Annotated in this window: 20 protein-coding genes; 14 read left to right on the forward strand and 6 right to left on the reverse strand. The window is 69.3% G+C overall.

Annotated elements, in window-relative coordinates:
• Nucleotides 1–8 precede the first annotated feature (8 nt).
• From ACIPY8_RS01825 to ACIPY8_RS01870, 10 genes are all read left to right on the forward strand, one after another.
• Nucleotides 9–452 carry a MarR family winged helix-turn-helix transcriptional regulator gene (locus tag ACIPY8_RS01825; RefSeq protein WP_400814317.1) on the forward strand — a complete coding sequence of 148 codons (444 nt, stop codon included), beginning with the start codon at nucleotides 9–11 and terminating at the stop codon, nucleotides 450–452.
• A 79-nt stretch (nucleotides 453–531) separates the two neighbouring features.
• Complete coding sequence (locus tag ACIPY8_RS01830; protein WP_400814319.1) at nucleotides 532–861, forward strand: hypothetical protein; 330 nt, start codon at nucleotides 532–534, stop codon at nucleotides 859–861.
• A 79-nt stretch (nucleotides 862–940) separates the two neighbouring features.
• Nucleotides 941–2,164: an MFS transporter gene (locus ACIPY8_RS01835; RefSeq protein WP_400814321.1), complete on the forward strand. Its 1,224-nt coding sequence runs from the start codon at nucleotides 941–943 to the stop codon at nucleotides 2,162–2,164.
• A gap of 135 nt (nucleotides 2,165–2,299) precedes the next feature.
• Entirely contained in the window at nucleotides 2,300–2,779 is a 480-nt protein-coding gene (locus ACIPY8_RS01840) for an SRPBCC domain-containing protein (protein WP_400814323.1), read from the forward strand.
• Nucleotides 2,776–3,093, forward strand: coding sequence for an ArsR/SmtB family transcription factor (locus ACIPY8_RS01845; RefSeq protein ID WP_400814325.1), 318 nt, complete (start codon nucleotides 2,776–2,778; stop codon nucleotides 3,091–3,093). Before ACIPY8_RS01840 ends, ACIPY8_RS01845 begins: the two co-directional genes overlap by 4 nt.
• A 115-nt stretch (nucleotides 3,094–3,208) precedes the next feature.
• Nucleotides 3,209–4,516, forward strand: coding sequence for an ABC transporter substrate-binding protein (locus ACIPY8_RS01850; protein WP_400814326.1), 1,308 nt, complete (start codon nucleotides 3,209–3,211; stop codon nucleotides 4,514–4,516).
• 67 nt (nucleotides 4,517–4,583) lie between these two features.
• Nucleotides 4,584–5,456, forward strand: coding sequence for a carbohydrate ABC transporter permease (locus ACIPY8_RS01855; RefSeq protein ID WP_400814328.1), 873 nt, complete (start codon nucleotides 4,584–4,586; stop codon nucleotides 5,454–5,456).
• Nucleotides 5,453–6,346, forward strand: coding sequence for a carbohydrate ABC transporter permease (locus tag ACIPY8_RS01860; RefSeq protein ID WP_400814330.1), 894 nt, complete (start codon nucleotides 5,453–5,455; stop codon nucleotides 6,344–6,346). The genes ACIPY8_RS01855 and ACIPY8_RS01860 overlap by 4 nt, the downstream gene beginning before the upstream one ends.
• Nucleotide 6,347: 1 nt before the next feature.
• On the forward strand, nucleotides 6,348–7,064 hold the full coding sequence (locus tag ACIPY8_RS01865; RefSeq protein ID WP_400814333.1) for an alpha/beta fold hydrolase: 717 nt from the start codon (nucleotides 6,348–6,350) through the stop codon (nucleotides 7,062–7,064).
• Nucleotides 7,065–7,165: 101 nt separating this feature from the next.
• Nucleotides 7,166–7,765, forward strand: coding sequence for a TetR/AcrR family transcriptional regulator (locus ACIPY8_RS01870; protein ID WP_400814335.1), 600 nt, complete (start codon nucleotides 7,166–7,168; stop codon nucleotides 7,763–7,765).
• Nucleotides 7,766–7,768: 3 nt separating this feature from the next.
• Here ACIPY8_RS01870 and ACIPY8_RS01875 read toward each other — a convergent pair whose 3' ends face one another.
• The 3 genes from ACIPY8_RS01875 to hisD (ACIPY8_RS01885) are packed head-to-tail and all read right to left on the reverse strand — an operon-like array spanning nucleotide 7,769 to nucleotide 10,592.
• Complete coding sequence (locus ACIPY8_RS01875) at nucleotides 7,769–8,509, reverse strand: HpcH/HpaI aldolase/citrate lyase family protein (RefSeq protein ID WP_400814337.1); 741 nt, start codon at nucleotides 8,507–8,509, stop codon at nucleotides 7,769–7,771.
• Complete coding sequence (locus ACIPY8_RS01880) at nucleotides 8,506–9,264, reverse strand: SDR family NAD(P)-dependent oxidoreductase (protein ID WP_400814338.1); 759 nt, start codon at nucleotides 9,262–9,264, stop codon at nucleotides 8,506–8,508. Before ACIPY8_RS01880 ends, ACIPY8_RS01875 begins: the two co-directional genes overlap by 4 nt.
• Complete coding sequence (gene hisD / locus ACIPY8_RS01885) at nucleotides 9,261–10,592, reverse strand: histidinol dehydrogenase (RefSeq protein ID WP_400814340.1); 1,332 nt, start codon at nucleotides 10,590–10,592, stop codon at nucleotides 9,261–9,263. Before hisD (ACIPY8_RS01885) ends, ACIPY8_RS01880 begins: the two co-directional genes overlap by 4 nt.
• A 100-nt stretch (nucleotides 10,593–10,692) precedes the next feature.
• Here hisD (ACIPY8_RS01885) and ACIPY8_RS01890 point away from each other — a divergent pair, with 100 nt between their 5' ends.
• From ACIPY8_RS01890 to ACIPY8_RS01900, 3 genes are all read left to right on the forward strand, one after another.
• Nucleotides 10,693–11,694: a LacI family DNA-binding transcriptional regulator gene (locus ACIPY8_RS01890; protein WP_400814342.1), complete on the forward strand. Its 1,002-nt coding sequence runs from the start codon at nucleotides 10,693–10,695 to the stop codon at nucleotides 11,692–11,694.
• 220 nt (nucleotides 11,695–11,914) lie between these two features.
• Nucleotides 11,915–12,895: an ester cyclase gene (locus ACIPY8_RS01895; protein WP_400814344.1), complete on the forward strand. Its 981-nt coding sequence runs from the start codon at nucleotides 11,915–11,917 to the stop codon at nucleotides 12,893–12,895.
• A 31-nt stretch (nucleotides 12,896–12,926) separates the two neighbouring features.
• A complete protein-coding gene (locus ACIPY8_RS01900; protein WP_400814346.1) occupies nucleotides 12,927–14,096 on the forward strand; it encodes a cupin domain-containing protein in 1,170 nt (389 codons plus the stop codon).
• Nucleotides 14,097–14,172: 76 nt separating this feature from the next.
• Here ACIPY8_RS01900 and ACIPY8_RS01905 read toward each other — a convergent pair whose 3' ends face one another.
• Nucleotides 14,173–15,099, reverse strand: a complete 927-nt coding sequence (locus ACIPY8_RS01905; RefSeq protein WP_400814348.1) for a LysR family transcriptional regulator — start codon at nucleotides 15,097–15,099, stop codon at nucleotides 14,173–14,175.
• 77 nt (nucleotides 15,100–15,176) lie between these two features.
• Here ACIPY8_RS01905 and hisD (ACIPY8_RS01910) point away from each other — a divergent pair, with 77 nt between their 5' ends.
• Nucleotides 15,177–16,493, forward strand: coding sequence for a histidinol dehydrogenase (hisD, locus tag ACIPY8_RS01910; protein WP_400814350.1), 1,317 nt, complete (start codon nucleotides 15,177–15,179; stop codon nucleotides 16,491–16,493).
• A 346-nt stretch (nucleotides 16,494–16,839) separates the two neighbouring features.
• On the opposite strand, the gene ACIPY8_RS01915 is transcribed toward hisD (ACIPY8_RS01910), so the two are convergent.
• Together ACIPY8_RS01915 and ACIPY8_RS01920 are read right to left on the reverse strand one after the other, a co-directional pair.
• The gene (locus ACIPY8_RS01915; protein WP_400814352.1) at nucleotides 16,840–17,592 is read right to left on the reverse strand and encodes an SDR family NAD(P)-dependent oxidoreductase; all 753 of its coding nucleotides are present in this window, start codon (nucleotides 17,590–17,592) and stop codon (nucleotides 16,840–16,842) included.
• A 222-nt stretch (nucleotides 17,593–17,814) separates the two neighbouring features.
• Entirely contained in the window at nucleotides 17,815–18,570 is a 756-nt protein-coding gene (locus ACIPY8_RS01920; RefSeq protein WP_400814354.1) for an SDR family oxidoreductase, read from the reverse strand.
• Between the last annotated feature and the right edge of the window lie 54 nt (nucleotides 18,571–18,624).

The following is an 18,624-nucleotide window of genomic DNA, read 5'->3' on the forward strand; positions in this document are numbered from 1 at the left end:
GACGACATATGGCAGAGAAGACGCAGACCGCGACCCGCGAGATCCTCGAGCACGTCGAGCAGTTGCGCCGATCCGAGTCGCAGTTCGCTCGTCGCAGGTCGTCGCGACGTGCTCCCAACGACACCGATCGCGAAGCCATGCGCTTCATCACCGACGCGCCCGCCGACGCCCCGGCGACGCCCGGCGACCTGGCGGGTCACCTGAACATCAGCACGGCGGCGGTCACGAGCGTCCTCCGTCGCCTGCAGGAGCGGGGTCAGATCCTCGTCGCTCCGCATCCCGCCGACGCCCGATCCAAGGTCCTGCGTCCGACGCTTCGTGATCTGAACCTTCCCGTGGACGACCTGACCCAGCGCATCGAGGATCTCGCGAGCGAGTTCACTCCGGAGCAGACGGACGTCGTGGTGCGCTTCCTGCGGCGCCTGGCCGAGGAGATCGACGATCTCTCCTGATCGATCCTCATCGAGTGGAATTTAACTAGGTAACCTAGTAATCTAAATTCCGAGCGATTCTTCGAGAGGGAGAGAGATCATGGGACATCTGACCTACGGCAACGGCGGAGCACCGATCGACGTCGCGGACGAGATCCTGGCGCACGTGCGAGCGGTGACGCTCACCAAGCTCCGGCGCAACGAATCCTTCGCTCTCACCATCCCCACCTCGGGTGGCGCCGTCGAGACGCTCTGGATCCAGGCTGCGATCCCGCTGCGGTTCGTGCTGGATGCGGAGTCCGCGGTCGATCGCGCACTGCTCGTGAAGATGATGAACGCCGCGAGCTCCTCCGGGGGGCTCGACCTCACGCGCGAGGAGTTCGCCTCCGTGGTGAACGGCGCGCCCGTGCTGCACGCGATGAGCGCCTGAGGCCCCGCCGCGTCGGTCGCCGCGGCTGCATATCGGCCCTCGTCCACGGGCGCCTCGAGCGACGTGTACGATCGTACGCATGTCCTCCGCCGAATCGATTCGACGCGCTGTCCCCGAACAGGCCGCTCGACGCGCCCGCATCGCCGTCTCGGCGCTGTTCCTGACGAACGGCGCCCTGTTCGCCAACATCCTGCCGCGCTATCCAGAGATCAAGTCGCAGCTCGGCCTCGACAACGTCGGCTACGGCCTCTCGATCGCGGCGTTCCCCGCCGGCGCGATCGCGGCCGGGCTCCTCGCCGCCGTTCTCATCCGTCGCTTCGGCTCGGCGCGCATCGCCGTCTTCGGCACGGTCGCCACCGGACTGGGCCTGCTCGCGGCCGCACTCGCCCCCTCGGGCATCGTCTTCGCCGTGGCGCTGCTGCTCGGCGGCGCCTCGGATGCGATCACCGACGTCGCGCAGAACGCGCACGGACTGCGCGTGCAGCGCAAGTACGGTCGTTCGATCATCAACTCCTTCCACGCGATCTGGTCGATCGGCGCCGTGCTCGGCGGCGGAATGGCGGCCGCGGCGATCGCCCTCCAGCTGCCGATCGGCGTGCACCTCGGCATCTCCACCGCGGTCTTCGCCGCCGTGGCGCTCACGGCCCTCGCGTTCTGCCTGCCCGGGCGCGACGAGGAGGCCGACGCCGAGGCCACGGCCGACCCGGGGGAGATCGAGAAGGCCGTGCGGCGAGGCGTGGGCCCCCGCGTCATCTTCGCCGTGATCGCGCTGACGCTCATCGCGATGGCCGGCGCGATCGCCGAAGACGCCGGCAACTCCTGGGCGACGCTGTACCTGGGGGAGTCGCTCGGTGCGGCGGCGGCGGTCGCCCCGCTCGGCTTCATCGCCCTCGTCGGAGCGCAGTTCATCGGACGGATGCTGGGCGACGGCATGACCGACCGGTTCGGGCAGCGCACGGTCGCCCGCGTGGGAGGGCTGATCGCGGTGGTCGGGATGACGCTCGCGCTGCTGTTCCCCAGTGTGCCCGGCACGATCGCCGGATTCGCGGCAGTGGGCTTCGGCATCGCCACGCTCATCCCGGCCGCCATGCACGCGGCCGACGAGCTCCCGGGGCTGCGCGCGGGCGTCGGGCTCACGATCGTGTCGTGGCTGCTGCGTCTCGGGTTTCTCCTGTCGCCGCCGTTCGTCGGATTCATCGCCGAGAACGAGAGCCTGCGCGCCGGCCTGATCGTCGCGCCGGCGGCCGCCCTCGTGGCCGTCCTGCTCGCGGGAGTGCTCGAGGGGCGCAAGCCCCGCAGCTGACCCACGCCGCGACTCGGGCTCGCTGTCGACAGGCATCCGGGAGATCGCACGAGAAAACTGCAACTTGTGGGTTGCAGTACGAGTGAGTGTGTGCAATGCTGGGGTTGCACATCAGCCACGGAAGGGAGCATGATCATGGTCGACATCCGAGACGCCGCCGCCGTCATCGACGCCGAGGGGTTCGCGGTCCGCCGCTCGATCCGCATCGCCGCGCCGGTCGAGAAGGTCTGGCGCGCGATCAGCGAACCGGAGCACGTCTCGCGCTGGTTCGGGACGCTGGAGCTCGACGGCGCGGGAGCCGGCGCGCGCGGCACCATGACCTTCGGGCCCGACGACGTCATCCCGCTGCGCGTCGAGAGCGTCGACGAGCCTCTCCGCATCGTCTACCGATGGAGCAACGACGACGCTCTCGGTCATCGCCCCGCCGAACTCGACGAGCAGACCTCGACGCTCGTGGAGTTCACGCTCGAGCCGATCGACGAGGGCACGCAGCTCACCGTCGTCGAGAGCGGCTTCGACCGCACGAGCGATGCCGCCGCGAACATGGAGTACCACCGCACCGGCTGGAACGAGGAGCTCGACAAGCTCGTCGCCCTCGTCGAGGCCGAGGCGTGAGCGCCGACACGCTCCTGCCGATGTTCGCGGCGCTCGCGGACGAGACCCGGTGGAGCATCCTCGCCGAACTCGGCCGCGACGACGCCTCGGCATCCGCTCTCGCCGCGCGGATGCCCGTCAGTCGCCAGGCCATCGCGAAGCACCTGTCCGTGCTGCAGGAGGTGGGCCTCGTCGAGCCGGTGCGCGTCGGTCGCGAGGTGCGATTCCGGGCGGTCGGCGCCGAGCTCACGGCGACCGCGCGTCGTCTCGACGAGATCGGCCGCACGTGGGACCGCCGTCTCGCCGCGATCAAGGGCATCGCCGAGGGGCTGTAGGTTCAGAGGCGAACACGTCTCCGACGCGATGTTTCGTCGTATACGTATTCAATCCAGATCAAATGCTCAAACATAGGCTTCCCTAAGTACACTGCATACGTATACCATCGGCGTCATGGGACACATGAAGACTCGGGCACTGCCGGTTCTCGCTCTCGCAGCCGTGGGCATGGTCGCCCTCACCAGCTGCGGTGCGGGATCCCGCACCGACAACGAGAACGCGACAACGGTGTCGTGCGACTACACCGCTCCAGAGGGCAAGACCACGGTCAACGTCCTCGCCTACAACTCCTCCGCGATCGACCCCTTCACCGACACGATGGTCTCGAGCTGCTCGAACGACGACGTGACGCTGAAGCACGACCCGATCGACTTCGGCGGACAGGTCACGAAGACCACGGCGACCCTCGCCGGGGACTCGGGCACCTACGACATCCTCGAGACCTACGGATTCGTCATCCCGGGCTTCGCCGAGGACGAGAAGCTGGTGCCGCTCAACGACCTGTGGGACAAGTACGCCGACGACTACGGTCTGGGCGACATCAGCCAGTCGATGGTCGAGGGCATGTCGTACGACGGGCAGATCTACGCCGTGCCGATGCAGGCGCAGATGTTCGTCATGGCGTACCGCACCGACATCTTCGACGACCTCGGCCTGGAGGCCCCGACCACGTTCGACGAGATGATCGACGCGGCCGAGAAGATCAAGGCCGCGGGTCTCATGGACTACCCGATCGCGCTGCCGTGGCTCGCGACGGCCGACGTCACCACCGGCTTCCAGGGCGCGATGAACTCGGTGAACGCCGACTTCGTCGACGCCGACGGGAACGTGACGCTCGACACCCCCGAGGGCGCGCAGGCGCTCGAGGCGATGCTGTCGCTCAAGCCCTACATGGACCCGCAGGTCACGACCTTCGACCAGCCGAAGGTGCAGCAGCAGATGTTCAACGGCACGGCCGCCATGTCGATCATGTTCTCCGGACGCATGAGCGACCTCACGATGGAGTCCAACTCCAAGCTGTTCGACTCGTTCGGTTTCGCCGGGGCGCCGAAGATCTCGGCCGACGCGCAGTACTCCTACAACCGCCTCTCGATCGACGGATGGTCGATCCCGTTCAACACCAAGCTCGACCACGACATGCTGTTCGTCATGATGGCGTCCGCCGTCAGCGAGGACGCCTCGAAGGCCTCTGTCCCCGCCGCCTACCCGGCGCGCGAGGGCATGGTCACCGACGAGAACTCGCCCTACGGCGCCGCGGCGAACGAGTCGATCGGCTCCGCGATGCCGCCCATCGTGTCGCCGATCATCGCCGACATCACCAACGAGATCCGCCCGATCCTGGTCGAGGTGCTCAACGGCAACCTGTCCGTCGAGGACGGACTCGCCCAGATGCAGGCCGCGGGCGAGAAGATCGCCGGCTGACCGACCACCGCCGAGGTTGCGGCCTGGACTTGATGTCCGGGCCGCAACCCGTCCAGGAAGGATGCCGATGAAGGCACGCGAATTCTGGCTGCTCTTCTTCCCGAGCCTGCTGGTGATGGGCGCACTCCTCGTGCTCCCCCTGGTGCGCACGGTGCAGTGGAGCTTCGAACAGGTCCATTACGGAACCCCCGGCACGTTCGTCGGGCTCGGGAACTTCGTCGACGCGCTCACCGACCCGCGGTTCCACCGGGCCGTCGCCTTCACCGTCATCGTCACGGTGATCACGACCGCGATCCTGTTGGTGTTCGGGTACATCATCGCCACCGGAGTCAACCGCATCACGACCTCCCGTCCGCTCGTGCTCGGCATCATGCTCGTCTCGTACGTGCTGCCGAACCTCGTCGGGGCCGTCGCGTTCTCGTGGCTGTTCGACGACAGCTTCGGAGGCCTCGTCAACAGGTTCATCGGGTTGATGGGCGGAACCCAGGTGCTCTGGTTCACCGACCAGGTCCCCAACGCGATCCTCGTGATCGCGAACACGGTCTGGTCGATGCTCCCGTTCGCGATGCTCATCATCCTCGCGGGGCTCCAGGGGGTCCCGAACGAGCTGAAGGAGGCGGCGAAGATCGACGGCGCCAACGCCTTCCAGACGCACCTCAACGTGATCATCCCGACGATCCGCGGGGTGCTCGGGTTCGTGACGCTGATCACGATCATGGACGTGCTGAGGATGTTCGACAACCTCATCCCGCTGTCGCCCCAGGCGCAGTCGATCGGCAACGAGTCGATCATGATGTACGTCTACTCGGTCGCGTTCGCCGACGGCGCCCAGGAGCTCGGGCTCGGCAGCGCGATCAACGTGCTCACCATCATCCTGATCCTCATCATGCTGATCCCCTTCATCCGGGGCATCTTCAAGGAAGCGAAGGCAGAACGATGAGTCTCACCTCCTCCGAGCTCTCGACGAGGGCCATCGTCACCACCGGCGCATCCAAGCGTCGTCGCCGCGGCCCGCAGCGCACGCCGGTCGTCACCGGGCTGCTGCTCGGCATCCTGTGTCTCGTGATGCTGAGCCCGTTCATCTGGATGACCCTCTCGGTCACGAAGCCGACCGATGTCGCCTTCGCGAACCCGCCGGTGTTCTGGGACTACCAGCCCACGCTCGACGCGTTCGTGAACCTGTGGGAGACCACGTACTTCGCGGACTACCTCGTGAACACGCTGGCGGTCGCGGTGATCTCCACCGTCATCGCCCTGGTCATCGGGATCCCGGCCGCGTACGCGTTGTCGCGGTTCCCCAGCTACGTGTCGGCGCTGCTGCTGGTGCTCGCGCTCGTCTTCCGTGCGCTGCCCCGCTTCTCGGTCGTGCTGCCGATGTACGACATCAGTCGGGCGCTCGGGATCTATGACACGACGTTCGCGCTCGCGATCGCCCTCGTCGCGATCAACCAGCCGTTCACGATCTGGCTGCTGCGCAACTTCTTCGCCGAGATCCCGAAGGAGCTCGACGAGGCGGCGATGATCGACGGCTGCACGCGCATCGGGATGCTGCGCAGGGTGATGGTCCCGCTGATGGGGCCCGGCATCCTCACCGCCGGCATCTTCGTCTTCCTGTTCGCGTTCCAGGAGTACCTCACGGCGCTCGTGCTCACCGACACCTCGTCGAAGACCGTGCCGGTGTTCATCGCGACCCAGCTCGGGCAGACGCTGCCCATGCTCCAACAGGCCGGTGCGGCGTCGATGCTGCTGACGATCCCGGTGTTCGTGATCGCGTTCATCGCCCAGAAGTACCTCGTCGCGGGGCTCAGCGACGGCGCCGTAAAGGGGTGACGTGACGGCGCCCCTCGCCCTGCTCTCGGGGATGAACTGCACGAGCGATCTGTGGACAGACACGGGACTCGACGCCGAGGGCGGCGCGTTCCGGCCGGTGCTCGATCGCCCCTCGATCGCCGAGCAGGTCGCGGTCCTGCTGCGCGATCTGCCGCCGCGGGTGGTGCTGGTGGGGCACTCGCTCGGTGGGATCGTCGCGATGGCGCTCGCACTCGCCGCCCCCGAGCGGGTCGCCGGGCTCTGCGTCGTGTCGACGAACGCGAAGGAGCCGACGGCGGCTCAGCGCGACGGGTGGCAGGAGTGGATCACCCGACTGGACGCCGGGGAATCGCCCCGCATGCTGCAGGAGGGGATCATGGAGCCGCTCCTCGGCGCCGAGGTCGCGGCGACGCGACCCGACGTCGTGGAGCGCACCCTGCGGATGGGGGACGACACCGGTGCCGCGACGCTGCGGGCGCAGCTGGAACTCCAGCTCACCCGCGTCGACCTGCTGTCGCGGCTGTCGACGCTGCGGATCCCGACGCTCGTGGTGTCGGGCCTCGACGACGTGATCTGCCCACCGCGCTTCCACACCGAGATCGTGGGCGAGGTCGACGGCGCGCGGCTCGTGTCGCTCGACGCCGGGCACCTGCTGCCACTCGAGCGTCCGCGGGAGTTCGGCGATCTCGTGCGGACGTGGCGCTCACAGCAGCTGCGCCCGGCCGTCGTCGGAGCGTAGCGCCGGTTGTTCCGGGCTCTCTCCGTGCCGAGGCACTCGAGATGTGGTGTACTGGTACGTCTACATGATAGTCGACCGACCCCGACCGACCGGAGGTTCGCATGGCCACCCAGACCGCGGATTCCGCCGCGCGCACATCGCGCGGATCCGCGACCCGCGACCGCATCCTCGCCGCCGCGAACGCGCAGTTCTACGCCCACGGCATCCGGGCCACCAGCGCCGACCGCATCATCGAGCAGGTCGGGATCACGAAGGTCACGTTCTACCGGCATTTCCGCGCCAAGGGCGATCTCGTGGTCGCCTACCTGGAGCAGCAGTCGCAGGCCGAGCAGGGGTGGCTGCGCAGCGTCGCGCGCCCCGGCGACCCGCGCGCCGCACTGCGCGAGATCGCGGCCGGGATCGGCGCCGCGAGCTGCCGTCCGGAGTTCCGTGGCTGCGCGTTCATCAACGCGGCGGCCGAGTTCCCCGACGCCGACGACCCGGTGCGCATCGCGGTCGACGCGCACCGGGACTGGCTGCGCGAGAACTTCGCCCGCATCGCTGCCGAGGCCGGATCGACGGATGCCGAGGCCGCCGCCGCACAGCTCATGATGCTCCGCGACGGGGCGATGGTGAACGGCTACCTGGGTGACGGCGAAGTCCTCGCCGGGTCCCTCGAGGCCGCGTTCCTCGCCGTGCTGGACGGCGCCTCCCGCGCCTGAGGCTCAGCGCGCGGCGGCCAGGACCTGCAGATGCGCCATGAGCGAGGATGCGAGGTTGTAGACCACGAGGTCGGCGCCGTCGGCGAAGGCCGCGGCGGCGGCATCCCTCGTCCCGACGATGTCCATGCGCAGCGATCCGGCCTGCGCGAGAGCGACGTGCACCGCGCTGATCGCCTCCGCCGCGGGGATGTCGTCCGGACCGGATGCCGCGGCGAGGTCCGCCGGGCCCACCATGATCCCGTCCAGGCGCGGGGTCGCGGCGATCGCGTCGACCTGGGCGACTCCGCGCGGCGACTCGATCATGCCGAGCACGAGGGTGTTCTCGAGCCACGAGTCCTTGTGCGCGCCCGGCGCGACGAGTCCGAACCGCCCCGCGCGACTGTAGGTCGCGAAGCCGCGCGATCCGATCGGCGGGTAGAGCGCGGCGTCGACCAGTGCCGCAGCGTCCTCCGCGGTGTCGAGATGCGGGGCGAGGATGCCCTCCGCGCCCTGGTCGAGCGCACGCAGGATCTGTCCGCGGTCGCCCTCGCCCACCCGCACGATCACCGGGACGCCGTGCACCTGCGCGAGCGCGATGTGGTGGCGCAGCGCGACGATGTCGGCCGGGCCGTGCTCGCAGTCGATGAGCACGAAGTCGAAGCCCGCGACGGCGAGCATCTCGACGAGCTCCTCCGAGGGCATGCGCAGCAGCGCGCCGAGGAGCTTCTCGCCCGCATGCGCCCGCTGCCGCAGCGAAGTCGTCATGCGACCATTCCCGCCGACAGGTCGACGTCGGCCCCGCACATGCCCGGCATCCCGAGCATCGCGATCACCGCCGCACCGACCTCCTCCTCCGTGACCATGCGGCCCAGTGCGGCGCGCGAGACGAAGGCCTGCTCCGCTTCGTCGATGCTCCCCCCGGAGCGTTCGGCCTCGAGACGGAAGTTCCGCGCCATGCGGGGTCCGTCGACCGGGCCGGGCGACAGCGAGTTGACGCGGACGCCCGCCGGACCGACCTCGAACGCGAGGGTCGAGGTGAGTCCGATCACGGCCATCTTCGACGCGCAATAGGGCGTGCGGTGCGCGAGCGGGCGCTTGCCCGAGACCGAGGCGACGTTGATGACGTCGCCCTCGCCGCGCGCGACCATGCCCGGCAGCAGCGCCCTGCACAGCAGGAAGGTGCCGCGCACGTTGACGGCGAACACCTCGTCCCAGTCGCCGGGCTCGATGTCGGTGAGGGCGGCGACCGGTCCGGGGATGCCGGCGTTGTTCACGAGGATCGACACCTCGGTGCCCGCGAGAGTGTCGCGCAGGGCGTCGACGGATGCCGGGTCGGCCACGTCGCACACGAGTCCGCGCGCCCGCGACCCGAGGTCGGCGACCACGGCGTCGAGCTTGGCGGCGTCGCGGCCCACCACGACGACCTCTGCTCCGGCGGCGTGCAGCGACCGGGCGATCGCCGCCCCGAGTCCGCTGCCGCCGCCGGTCACGACGGCCACACGCCCCGTGAGGTCGCTCATCGCGCGTCCGCGCCGACCGCCGCGTGACTCTCGTCGATCCAGTCGAACCGCCTCCCGGCGTGCCGCCAGGCGCGGGCATCGCCCGATCGCGCGTGACCTTCGAACAGCTCGACCCGGGCGGCGCGGCCGCACACGGCTCCGAGCTCGGCCGACGACTCGGTGTTCTGGATCTCCTGGTAGGTCACGGTGCGCAGGTACTTCCCGACCCACAGACCGCCCGTGTAGCGCGCCGCGCCGAGCGTGGGCAGCACGTGGTTGGTGCCGATGACCTTGTCGCCGTACGAGACGCAGGTGTTCTCGCCGAGGAACAGCGCACCGTAGTCGTGCATCCTCGTGAGCGCCTCGCGGGGTTCCTGCGTGAAGATCTGCACGTGCTCGAACGCGAAGTCGTCGGCGATCCGGTACGCCTCGTCGAGATCGTCGGCCACGATGACCTGGCCCCAGTCGCGCCAGGCGGGCCCGGCGTAATCGCGCGTCGGCATCCCGGGGAGGATCCTGTCGATCCAGTCGATGACCTCTTCGGCGAGGCTCTGGGAGGTCGTGACGAGCACGGCGGGGGAGTCGGGGCCGTGCTCGGCCTGCGAGAGCAGGTCGACCGCCGTGAAGAAGGGGTCGGCGTGCCCGTCGGCCACGATGAGGATCTCGGTGGGACCCGCGAAGAGGTCGATGCCGACCTCGCCGAACAGCTGACGCTTGGCCTCGGCCACGTAGGCGTTGCCGGGTCCGGCGATCATGTTGACGGGCTCGATCGTGTCGGTGCCGACGGCCATGGCGGCGACCGCCTGGACTCCGCCGAGGATGTAGATCTCGTCGGCGCCGGCGAGCTTCATGGCAGCGACCGTGGCGGCGGGGATCTCGCCGCGGATCGGCGGCGTGCAGGCGACGACGCGCGGCACGCCCGCGACCTTCGCCGTGATGATCGTCATGTGCGCGGACGCCGTGAGCGGGTACTTGCCGCCGGGGATGTAGGCGCCGGCGGCCTGCACCGGAACGTGCTTCTGACCGAGGAAGACCCCGGGGAGCGTCTCGACCTCGATGTCGACGAGGGAGTCGCGCTGCGCCTGCGCGAAGCGGCGCACCTGCGCCTGCACGAACTCGATGTCGGTGATGACCTGGGGGTCGAGGGTGCCCATGATCTGCTCGATCTCGTCGTCGCTCAGTCGGTACGACTCCGGGCTCCAGCCGTCGAACTGCTCGGCGTACCGGCGGACGGCGGCGTCGCCGTTCTCGCGGATGTCCCCGATGATCGCGCGCACGCGCTCGGCGACGTCCTGCTGAGCGGTGTCCGCGAACGTCTTCGTCGGCGCGGTCTTCAGATGCAGGGGCATGGCCCTTCCTTCCTTTGCATACGTATGTGCCGATTATGACCGCGTATGCATTCCGGCGTCAAGAGCAGTAGAATCCCTGAGATCGAGGGGGAGGCCTGACATGGTCGTCACGAGCCGAGACGTCGCACGCCTGGCGGGGGTGTCGCAGCCGACGGTGTCGCGCGCGCTGCGCGACGATGCGCGCGTGTCCGAGGCGACCAAGCTGCGGGTGCGCGAGGCCGCGCAGCTCCTCGGGTACGTGCCGAGCGAGGCGGGCCGTGCCCTGTCGTCCGGTCGGACGCGACGCATCGGGCTGCTGCTCACCGATCTCGACAACCAGTTCTACTCGCACATCATCGCGCCGGTGCACCGTGAGCTCGAGGCCCTCGGGTACCAGCTGATGCTCCACACGGAGACGGCCGACAACGACACGATCGTGGAGCGACTGCTCGCGAACGGGCTCGACGGCGTCATCCTGGCGACGACGACGGTCGACTCCGTGGCCCCCCTCCGCCTGCGAGATCGAGGCCTCCCGTTCGTGTACTTCAACCGCACGGGGTCCTTCGTCGACGCGGATTCGGCGGTCGTGAACTCCGTGCCGGGCTATCGCGAGGCGGTGCGGGCGGCCGTCGCCCTCGGGCATCGGCGCATGGGCGCCGTGCTGGGGCCGAGCAACACCAGCACGGCGCAGGGGCGGGAGGCGTCGTTGCGCGACGCCCTGCTCGCCGAGGGGCTGCAGCTCGATGAGCGCGACGTCCGCCGCGCCCCGTACGGCGCCGAGGAGGGCGAGGTCGCCGCGGCCGAGCTCCTCGCGGGCCCGGATCGCCCCACGGTGCTCTTCTGCGGCAACGACGTCGTGGCCTACGGCGCGCTCAACGCCGCTCATCGCGCCGGTCTGCGCGTGCCGGAGGACCTCTCGGTGATCGGCTTCGACGATCTTCCCGAAGCGGCCTGGCCCATCATCGACCTCGCGACGGTCGGCTACGACATCGTCGGCATGGCGCGCGCGGCGGCCGACCTCATCGTGCGCCGCATCGAGGATCCGGACGCCGAGATCCGCATGTCCGGGTTCGTGTCGACCTTCATCGCGCGCCGCACGCTGGCCCCCGCGCCGACGCGCTGACTCCGCGGGCGGCTCCGCTCCCGAGCGTCGACCGCTCCCGCGTCCGCCGACGTCGGCCCGCGCATCCCATCCCGCGTCCGATTCCCCGGTCGCCGGCGGATGTCCACCGTGTGCGCTGGACAATCTCTTGCGTTGCCGTGTGCATACGCATACACTGACCACAACGCGACGTGCGATCACCGATGAACCGCAGTCGCGTATCTCGAAGGAGTGGAAAAGCGTGTCTCTCGACCCGGTCGCCTACCTGCCGTACAAGGACCCCGACGACTTCATCCGCGAAGTGACCGACCTCATCTGGGTGGATCGGTCCATCAGCTTCATCGTCGACAACTACGAGCCCGACTCGATCGTGCACGGTGGTCTCGGCACCTCCACGACGCGCCAGGAGGTGATCGAGGGATCGCTCATGCGCATCTCCGCGACCCCCGACCGCGTCGGCCAGGCCGAGGACGTCATCTGGGAGGCGCGCGGCGACGACGCCTTCCTCAGCTCGCACCTCGTGCTCTCGGGCGATCTGCACTCCACGGGTGTCAGCCGCACGATCGCGAACTGCCTGTACCGTCGCGGCCGCATGGTCGAGGAGTGGGTCGTGCGCGACACGCTCGCCGGTGCGCAGCACCGCGGCCTCGACGTCGACGAGCTGGCGCGCAACCAGGCCTTCCGTGGCTTCACCGGCTCGTGGAACGACGCCGCCCCCGCCGACCCGATCGCGAAGGGCGACTCGGGAGTCCGCCCCGACGAGTACCGCTCCGAGGTCGAGACGGTCATCGACATGATCCAGACCGTCTGGAACGGCCGCGACCTGCAGAAGGTCGAGAAGTACTTCGACCGCGACCTCACGCTGCTCACGGTCGGCGACCGGACGATCATCCGTCCCGAGGGCTACCGTCGCGCTCTGCTGCATCTGCTGGAGTCGTTCCCTGGCGGTCAGTTCGAGATCCGCGACATCCAGACCAACTACGACGTGCGTTACGCGGGGCTCCGCGTCGCGGTGCTGTGGAAGTTCACCGGCGACTACACCGGCGTCCCCACATACGGCCCCCTGACGGGCAAGCCGGTCGACCTGATCGGCATCTCGCAGTTCACGTTCCACAACGGCGCGATCGTCAAGGAGGTGCGCCTCTGGGATGACATCGCCCTGCGCGCCCAGATCGCCGGCACGCGCGGCGACGAGCCCGTGGCCTTCGCCAACATCTACTGATCAGCGTCTGATCGAGAAGGAGAAGAAGACAATGAGCACTGTCATCGAGGGCCCGAGCGACGTCATCGTCGACGCGTCCGAGATCGAGCGTCGGACGATCCGACGCACCGACTGGGTTCCGTGCAACTCGGCGTTCATCGACTGCCGCACCCCTGGTTCCGACCGCAAGGAGAACTTCTCCTTCATCGGCGCGGGTGTCTCGCAGAACGCGAACCAGTACGTGAACCTCGAGGTCGAGCACGGGTTCAACACCGGCGCGGCCGGCATGCCGAACGGCATCTCGAACAACCTGCACCTGCACTTCACCGCCGAGGTGTTCATCAACCTCGGCGGCGAGTTCCGGCTGCGGTGGGGCGTCGACGGCAAGCAGGGCGAGTACATCAGCAACGACGGCGACATCGTGACGATCCCCACCTGGATCTTCCGCGGTTTCACGAACGAGGGGCCGGATGACGGCATCCTCTACACCGTCCTCGGCCGCGACGACAACGGCGGCATCATCTGGGGCCCGTCCGTGCTGCGGGAGGCGGAGTCCTACGGCCTGCACCTCACGGCCGACAACAAGCTGATCGACACCGTCGCGGGCGACGTGCTCCCCGACGACGTCGCGCTCATCACGCCCATGAAGCAGCACTACATCGACGAGCTCACGACCTACACGGTCGAGGACATGCGCTCACGCGTCATCCAGCCCGGCGATCGCAAGTACTCCGCGGCGGCGCTGCTGTGCGCGGCGGTCGACGGCGGACGCGTCGAGCTCGCCACCGCGATCGGCTACGGCATGAGCGAGAACCGCCGCCAGGTGCCGAACGTCACCGAGCCGCACTCGTTCAACCTCGCGTGGGTCAAGGCCGAGGCGGGTCAGGGCGTGCTGCGCCACCGCCATGACAAGACGCAGGCGCTGCTCTTCAAGACCGGCCGCTGGGAGGTCACGCTCAACGGCGACCCCTCTACGACCGTCACGCTCGGCGCCGGCGACACGTTCTCGGTGCCGGAGGGCGCCTGGCGCTCGTACGTGTGCGTCGAGGGCGACGAGACCGGCTCCGGCACGGTGCTCGTCATCAACGGCGGCGACGACCGGGTCTACCTCGAGTGGGCACCGGAGGTCGTCGAGGCGGCCGCCGCAGCCGACTGGACGATCGACCCCAACGGGTACCTCGCGCCGCTCGGCGTGATGGTCACCGCGACGGAAGACGACTGACACACACTCCGGTCGTCGACGGTCGCGAAGCGCGAGGGGCCTCCGGGCTCCTCGCGCTTCTCCGTGCCTGCGGGGGTCAGTCCAGGGGCACCCGGCCCTCGTGCTCCGGGAGGCGCTCGCGCAGCATCCGTTCCGCGAGTTCGGCGAGCCGTCGCGTCGCGGGCGACAGCAGAACGCCCGCGCGCTGCACGAGCGCGATCGTGTCGTGCATGGGGTCGGCGAACGAGAAGGTACGGATGCCGGCGGGGAAGCCCTCCGACTCGGCGACCGACCGCGACACGATCGTGTCGGCCGTGCCCGCGGCCACGAGGCTGAGGGCGGTCTCGACGTGCTCGACCTCGACGGCCGGTTCGATCGTGCGACCCTGCAGTCGTGCCCGTTCCTGCAGCTGGCGTCGCGTGGGGTCGTCCCAGCCCGCGAAGGCGTCGTACAGCACGAGCTTGGCGTCGGCGACCTCGTCGATCGTCACGGGGCCCTTCTTCGGGGCGCGCGTGGTCGAGGCGTACAGGACCTCGTCGCGGAAGAGCGGCCGCACGTCCAGTCCGTCCTCGTCGATCGGCAGGACGAGCAGACCGGCCTCGAGCTCGCCGGCCGCGATGGACCGCGCGACGAGGGCCGAGTTGATGCCGACGAGTCGCAGGCGGACGTTCGGATGCCGGTGGTGGAACGTCTCGGCGAGGTCGGCGAGCGCGTAGTACGCGGCGTTGCGGAGCACGCCGAACGTGCAGGTGCCGCGGTCGAGGGAGGCGAGCGCCTGGATCGTGTCGATTCCGTTCTGCACGGCGCTGACCGCCTGCGCGGCGTGGGGGCGCAGCTCGAGCGCGGCCGCGGAGGGGACGAGGCGACGGCTTCCTCGGGCGAAGAGGGTGACGTCGAGCTCGCGTTCCAGGCGGGCGACCAGCTCGGACACCGACGCCTGGGTCATGTCGAGAGCGCGGGCGGCCGCGGTGAAGGAGCCGTGTTCCAACGCGGCGAGGAAGGCGGTGAGCTGGGTGATCGTCACAGTGCAATGGTAAACCCGATGTCTTCGAACGGACCATCAGGCTTTTCAGATGGATGCGGTCGACGTAGCCTTCCTGCATGCGTTACTCCCCTGCCGTCCTCGCCCGCCTCGACGGAGCCTTCCACCACCTCAAGACCCCGCTGATCGATGCGCCGGCCGCGCAGCGCGACCCGGCCGTGATCGAGACCGTCACGAACATGCTCGCCGACATCCGCGAGCGCGGCATGGACGCCGTGCTCGACTACGCGAAGAAGCTCGACAACTACCAGGGCGCGGCCATCGAGCTCACCCCCGAGCAGATCGCGTCGAGCGGCGACCGCCTCGACCCCGACCTGCGTGCCGCGATCGAGCTCGGCGCCGAGCGCACCCAGGCGTTCGCCCGCGCATCCCGCGAGCACCTCACCGATTTCGAGACCGAGTTCGTGCCCGGCATCGTGACCGGGGCGAAGTACGTGCCCGTCTCCCGCGTCGGCGCCTACCTCCCGGCCGGACGCTTCCCGCTCACCGCGAGCGCGTTCATGACGGTCGGCGTCGCCAAGGCCGCCGGTGTGCCCACCGTGATCGCGTGCACGCCCCCGCAGCCCGACGGCGGCGCGAACGACGCCGTCGTGTACGCCGCGCACCTCTCGGGGGTCGACCGCGTGTTCGTGATCGGCGGCGTGCAGGCGCTGGCTGCGATGGCGTACGGCCTGCTGGGCGATCTTCCGGTGGACATGCTCGTCGGCGCGGGCAACGCGTTCGTGGCCGAGGCCAAGCGTCAGCTGTTCGGCACGGTCGCGATCGACCTTCTCGCGGGACCCAGCGAGGTCGCCGTGATCTCCGACGAGACCGCCGACCCGGTGCTCGTGGCGGCCGATCTGCTCGGTCAGGCCGAGCACGGACCCAACTCGCCCGCCGCGCTCGTGACGACCTCCGAAGAGCACGGCCGGGCCGTGATCGCCGAGATCGACCGTCAGCTGTCGACCCTCGCCACGGCGGAGATCGCCGGCGCGGCCTGGCGCGACTACGGCGTCGTCACGGTCGCGAAGGACCGGGAGACCGCGGTCGCCCTCATGGACGATCTCGCGCCCGAGCACCTCGAGCTCCTCACGGCGGACGACGACTGGTACCACGAGACGCTGCGCAACTACGGCTCGATCTTCCTCGGAACCTGGAGCACGGTCGCCTACTCCGACAAGGGCATGGCCGGCACCAACCACGTGCTGCCCACGGCGGGTGGGGCCAAGCACAGCGCGGGCCTCTCGGTGTCGCGCTTCCTCAAGCCGCTCACCTACCAGCGCATCGCCCGCGAGGCGACGCCCGAGCTCGCGAACGCCGTGCAGGTGATCTCCGACTCGGAGGGGATGGCCGCGCACAGCGCCACCGCGACACTGCGCCTCGACCGGCTCGGCTGACCCCCGGCATCCGCTCGCCCGCTTCGGGGGCGGGGAGGGCTGCGCACCTGCAGGACTACGGCACGGATGCCGGACGGAACCTCGGCGTTTCGTCCGGCATCCGTGCGTTCGTCCTGCGGATGGCAGGTCGAACCGTGCGCTGATCGCGGTTCCGCGGGTGGATCGCGGGCGCAGTGACCTGCGAGCGTGCGCCGACAGGCTGCGTCGGACGACGCGACGGATGCCGGGGATGCAGGGGGAGGACCCGGCACCCTGCGTGTCGACCGCCTGAGAGGGTCCGACCGCGGCCTCATGGGGTGTCGCGGCCGGGCTCTCCGGCCCCCGAAGCGTCGCGTGTCGCAGCGACTCAGAGAGCGGTGTAGCCGCCGTCGACGAGGTGGTAGCTGCCCGTGACGAAGCTCGCGGCGTCGCTCGCGAGGAACGCGATGAGGTTCGCGACCTCGTCCGGCCGGCCCAGGCGCCCGATCGGGTGCTTGCTCACGAGGAACGCCTTGGCCTCGTCGCCCATGGTGGCGAGCAGCGGGGTGTCGATGAAGCCGGGACCCACCGAGTTCACGCGCACACCCTGCGCCGAGTACTCCAGCGCCGCGGACTTCGTCATGCCGACGACCGCGTGCTTCGCGGCCACGTAGGCGGGGGAGTTCGCGAAACCGACGCTGCCGAGGATCGACGCGATGTTCACGACCGAGCCGCCGCCGTTCGCGAGGATCGCGGGGATCTGCGCCTTCATGTTGCGGAACACGGCGTTGAGGTTGATCGAGATGACCTTGTCCCACGCGGCGTCGTCGAACTCGGCGGTGGGGGCGGATGCTCCGCCGATGCCCGCGTTGTTCACGCCGATGCGCAGCGGGGCGAGCGAGTTCGCGAGCTCGACCGACGAGGAGATCCAGTCGGTGTCGGTGGCGTCGCCGACCGAGGCCTCCGCGGTGCCGCCGGCGGTGCGGATCTCCTCGACGACCGCGTTCGCGTGCTCCGGGTTCAGGTCGTTCACGACCACGGCGGCGCCGTTCGCGGCGAGGAGCAGGGCGGTCGAACGGCCGATGCCGCTGCCCGCCCCCGTCACGATCGCGGAGCGGTTCGAGACGTCGTACTGAGCCATGAGTGGGCTTCTTTCCCGGGCGGGCGCGGTGCCGGGAGATCTTCTCGGACGGTCCGTCCTTCCTCCCCAGCCTACGCCCGAAACGACGAGGTGGATTCACGTGAATGGATGTCGCGTGAGAGGCGCGAGGGGCCGGCAGCTGTCGGCCCCTCCCGCCTCTCGACTACCGGCGCCGCGGCTTCGCAGAGCCAGACGAGGACACCTCGCGCTGTCCTCGGGATGCTACTTGCGCGGCGGGTTGGCCGGCAGCCATTCCTCGAGGCGGGTCTCGAAGATCTGAGCGCCCTCGAGCGGGAGCAGAGTGCTCTCGTGGATCTGCGCCCCGTAGTACGGTGCGCTGTCATCGCGTACCACCACTCGCGGGTCCTTGCGGAACGTGAGTCCGCGCCGGATGAACTCGTCCATGCCGAACGCCTCGGGGCCGGCGATCTCGATGTCGCCCTGCGGTGCGCCGGCCGCTGTGCGAGCGACGGCCGTTGCGACGTCCTCTGCGGCGATGGGCTGGACCAGACCGCCGGGGAGGGTGACGGTGTCGCCCTCGGTCGAGACGTCGGCGATGCTGCCGATGAACTCGAAGAACTGGGTCGCGTGCACCAGTGAGTAGCCGATTCCGGAGTCGCGGATGAGCTTCTCCTGGGCGACCTTGGCCGCGAAATAGGGGATGCTCTGCGGCCTGTTCGTCCCGACGATCGTGAGGGCGACGTGATGCTTCACGCCGGCGGCAGACTCGGCCCTGAGCACGTTGGTCGTGGACGTGGTGAAGAAGTCCATCACGTCGTCCGGTGCGAACGAGGGCGAGTTCGACACGTCGACCACGGTGTCCGCGCCTTCGAGAACGTCTGCGACGCCTTCGCCGGTGAGCGTGTTGACCCCGGTGTTCGGCGATGCCGCGATCGCTTCGTGTCCGTGCGCGGTGAGCTTCGAGACGACCTTCGACCCGATGAGGCCCGTGCCTCCGATTACGACGATCTTTGCCATGTCATGCCTTCCTCTCGAGGGCACGGAGAGGTGTGCCCATACTGGTGACCGGAC

Origin of the sequence: Microbacterium sp. NPDC089696 (assembly GCF_044749125.1) — a bacterium.
In the GTDB taxonomy this organism is placed as follows: domain Bacteria; phylum Actinomycetota; class Actinomycetes; order Actinomycetales; family Microbacteriaceae; genus Microbacterium.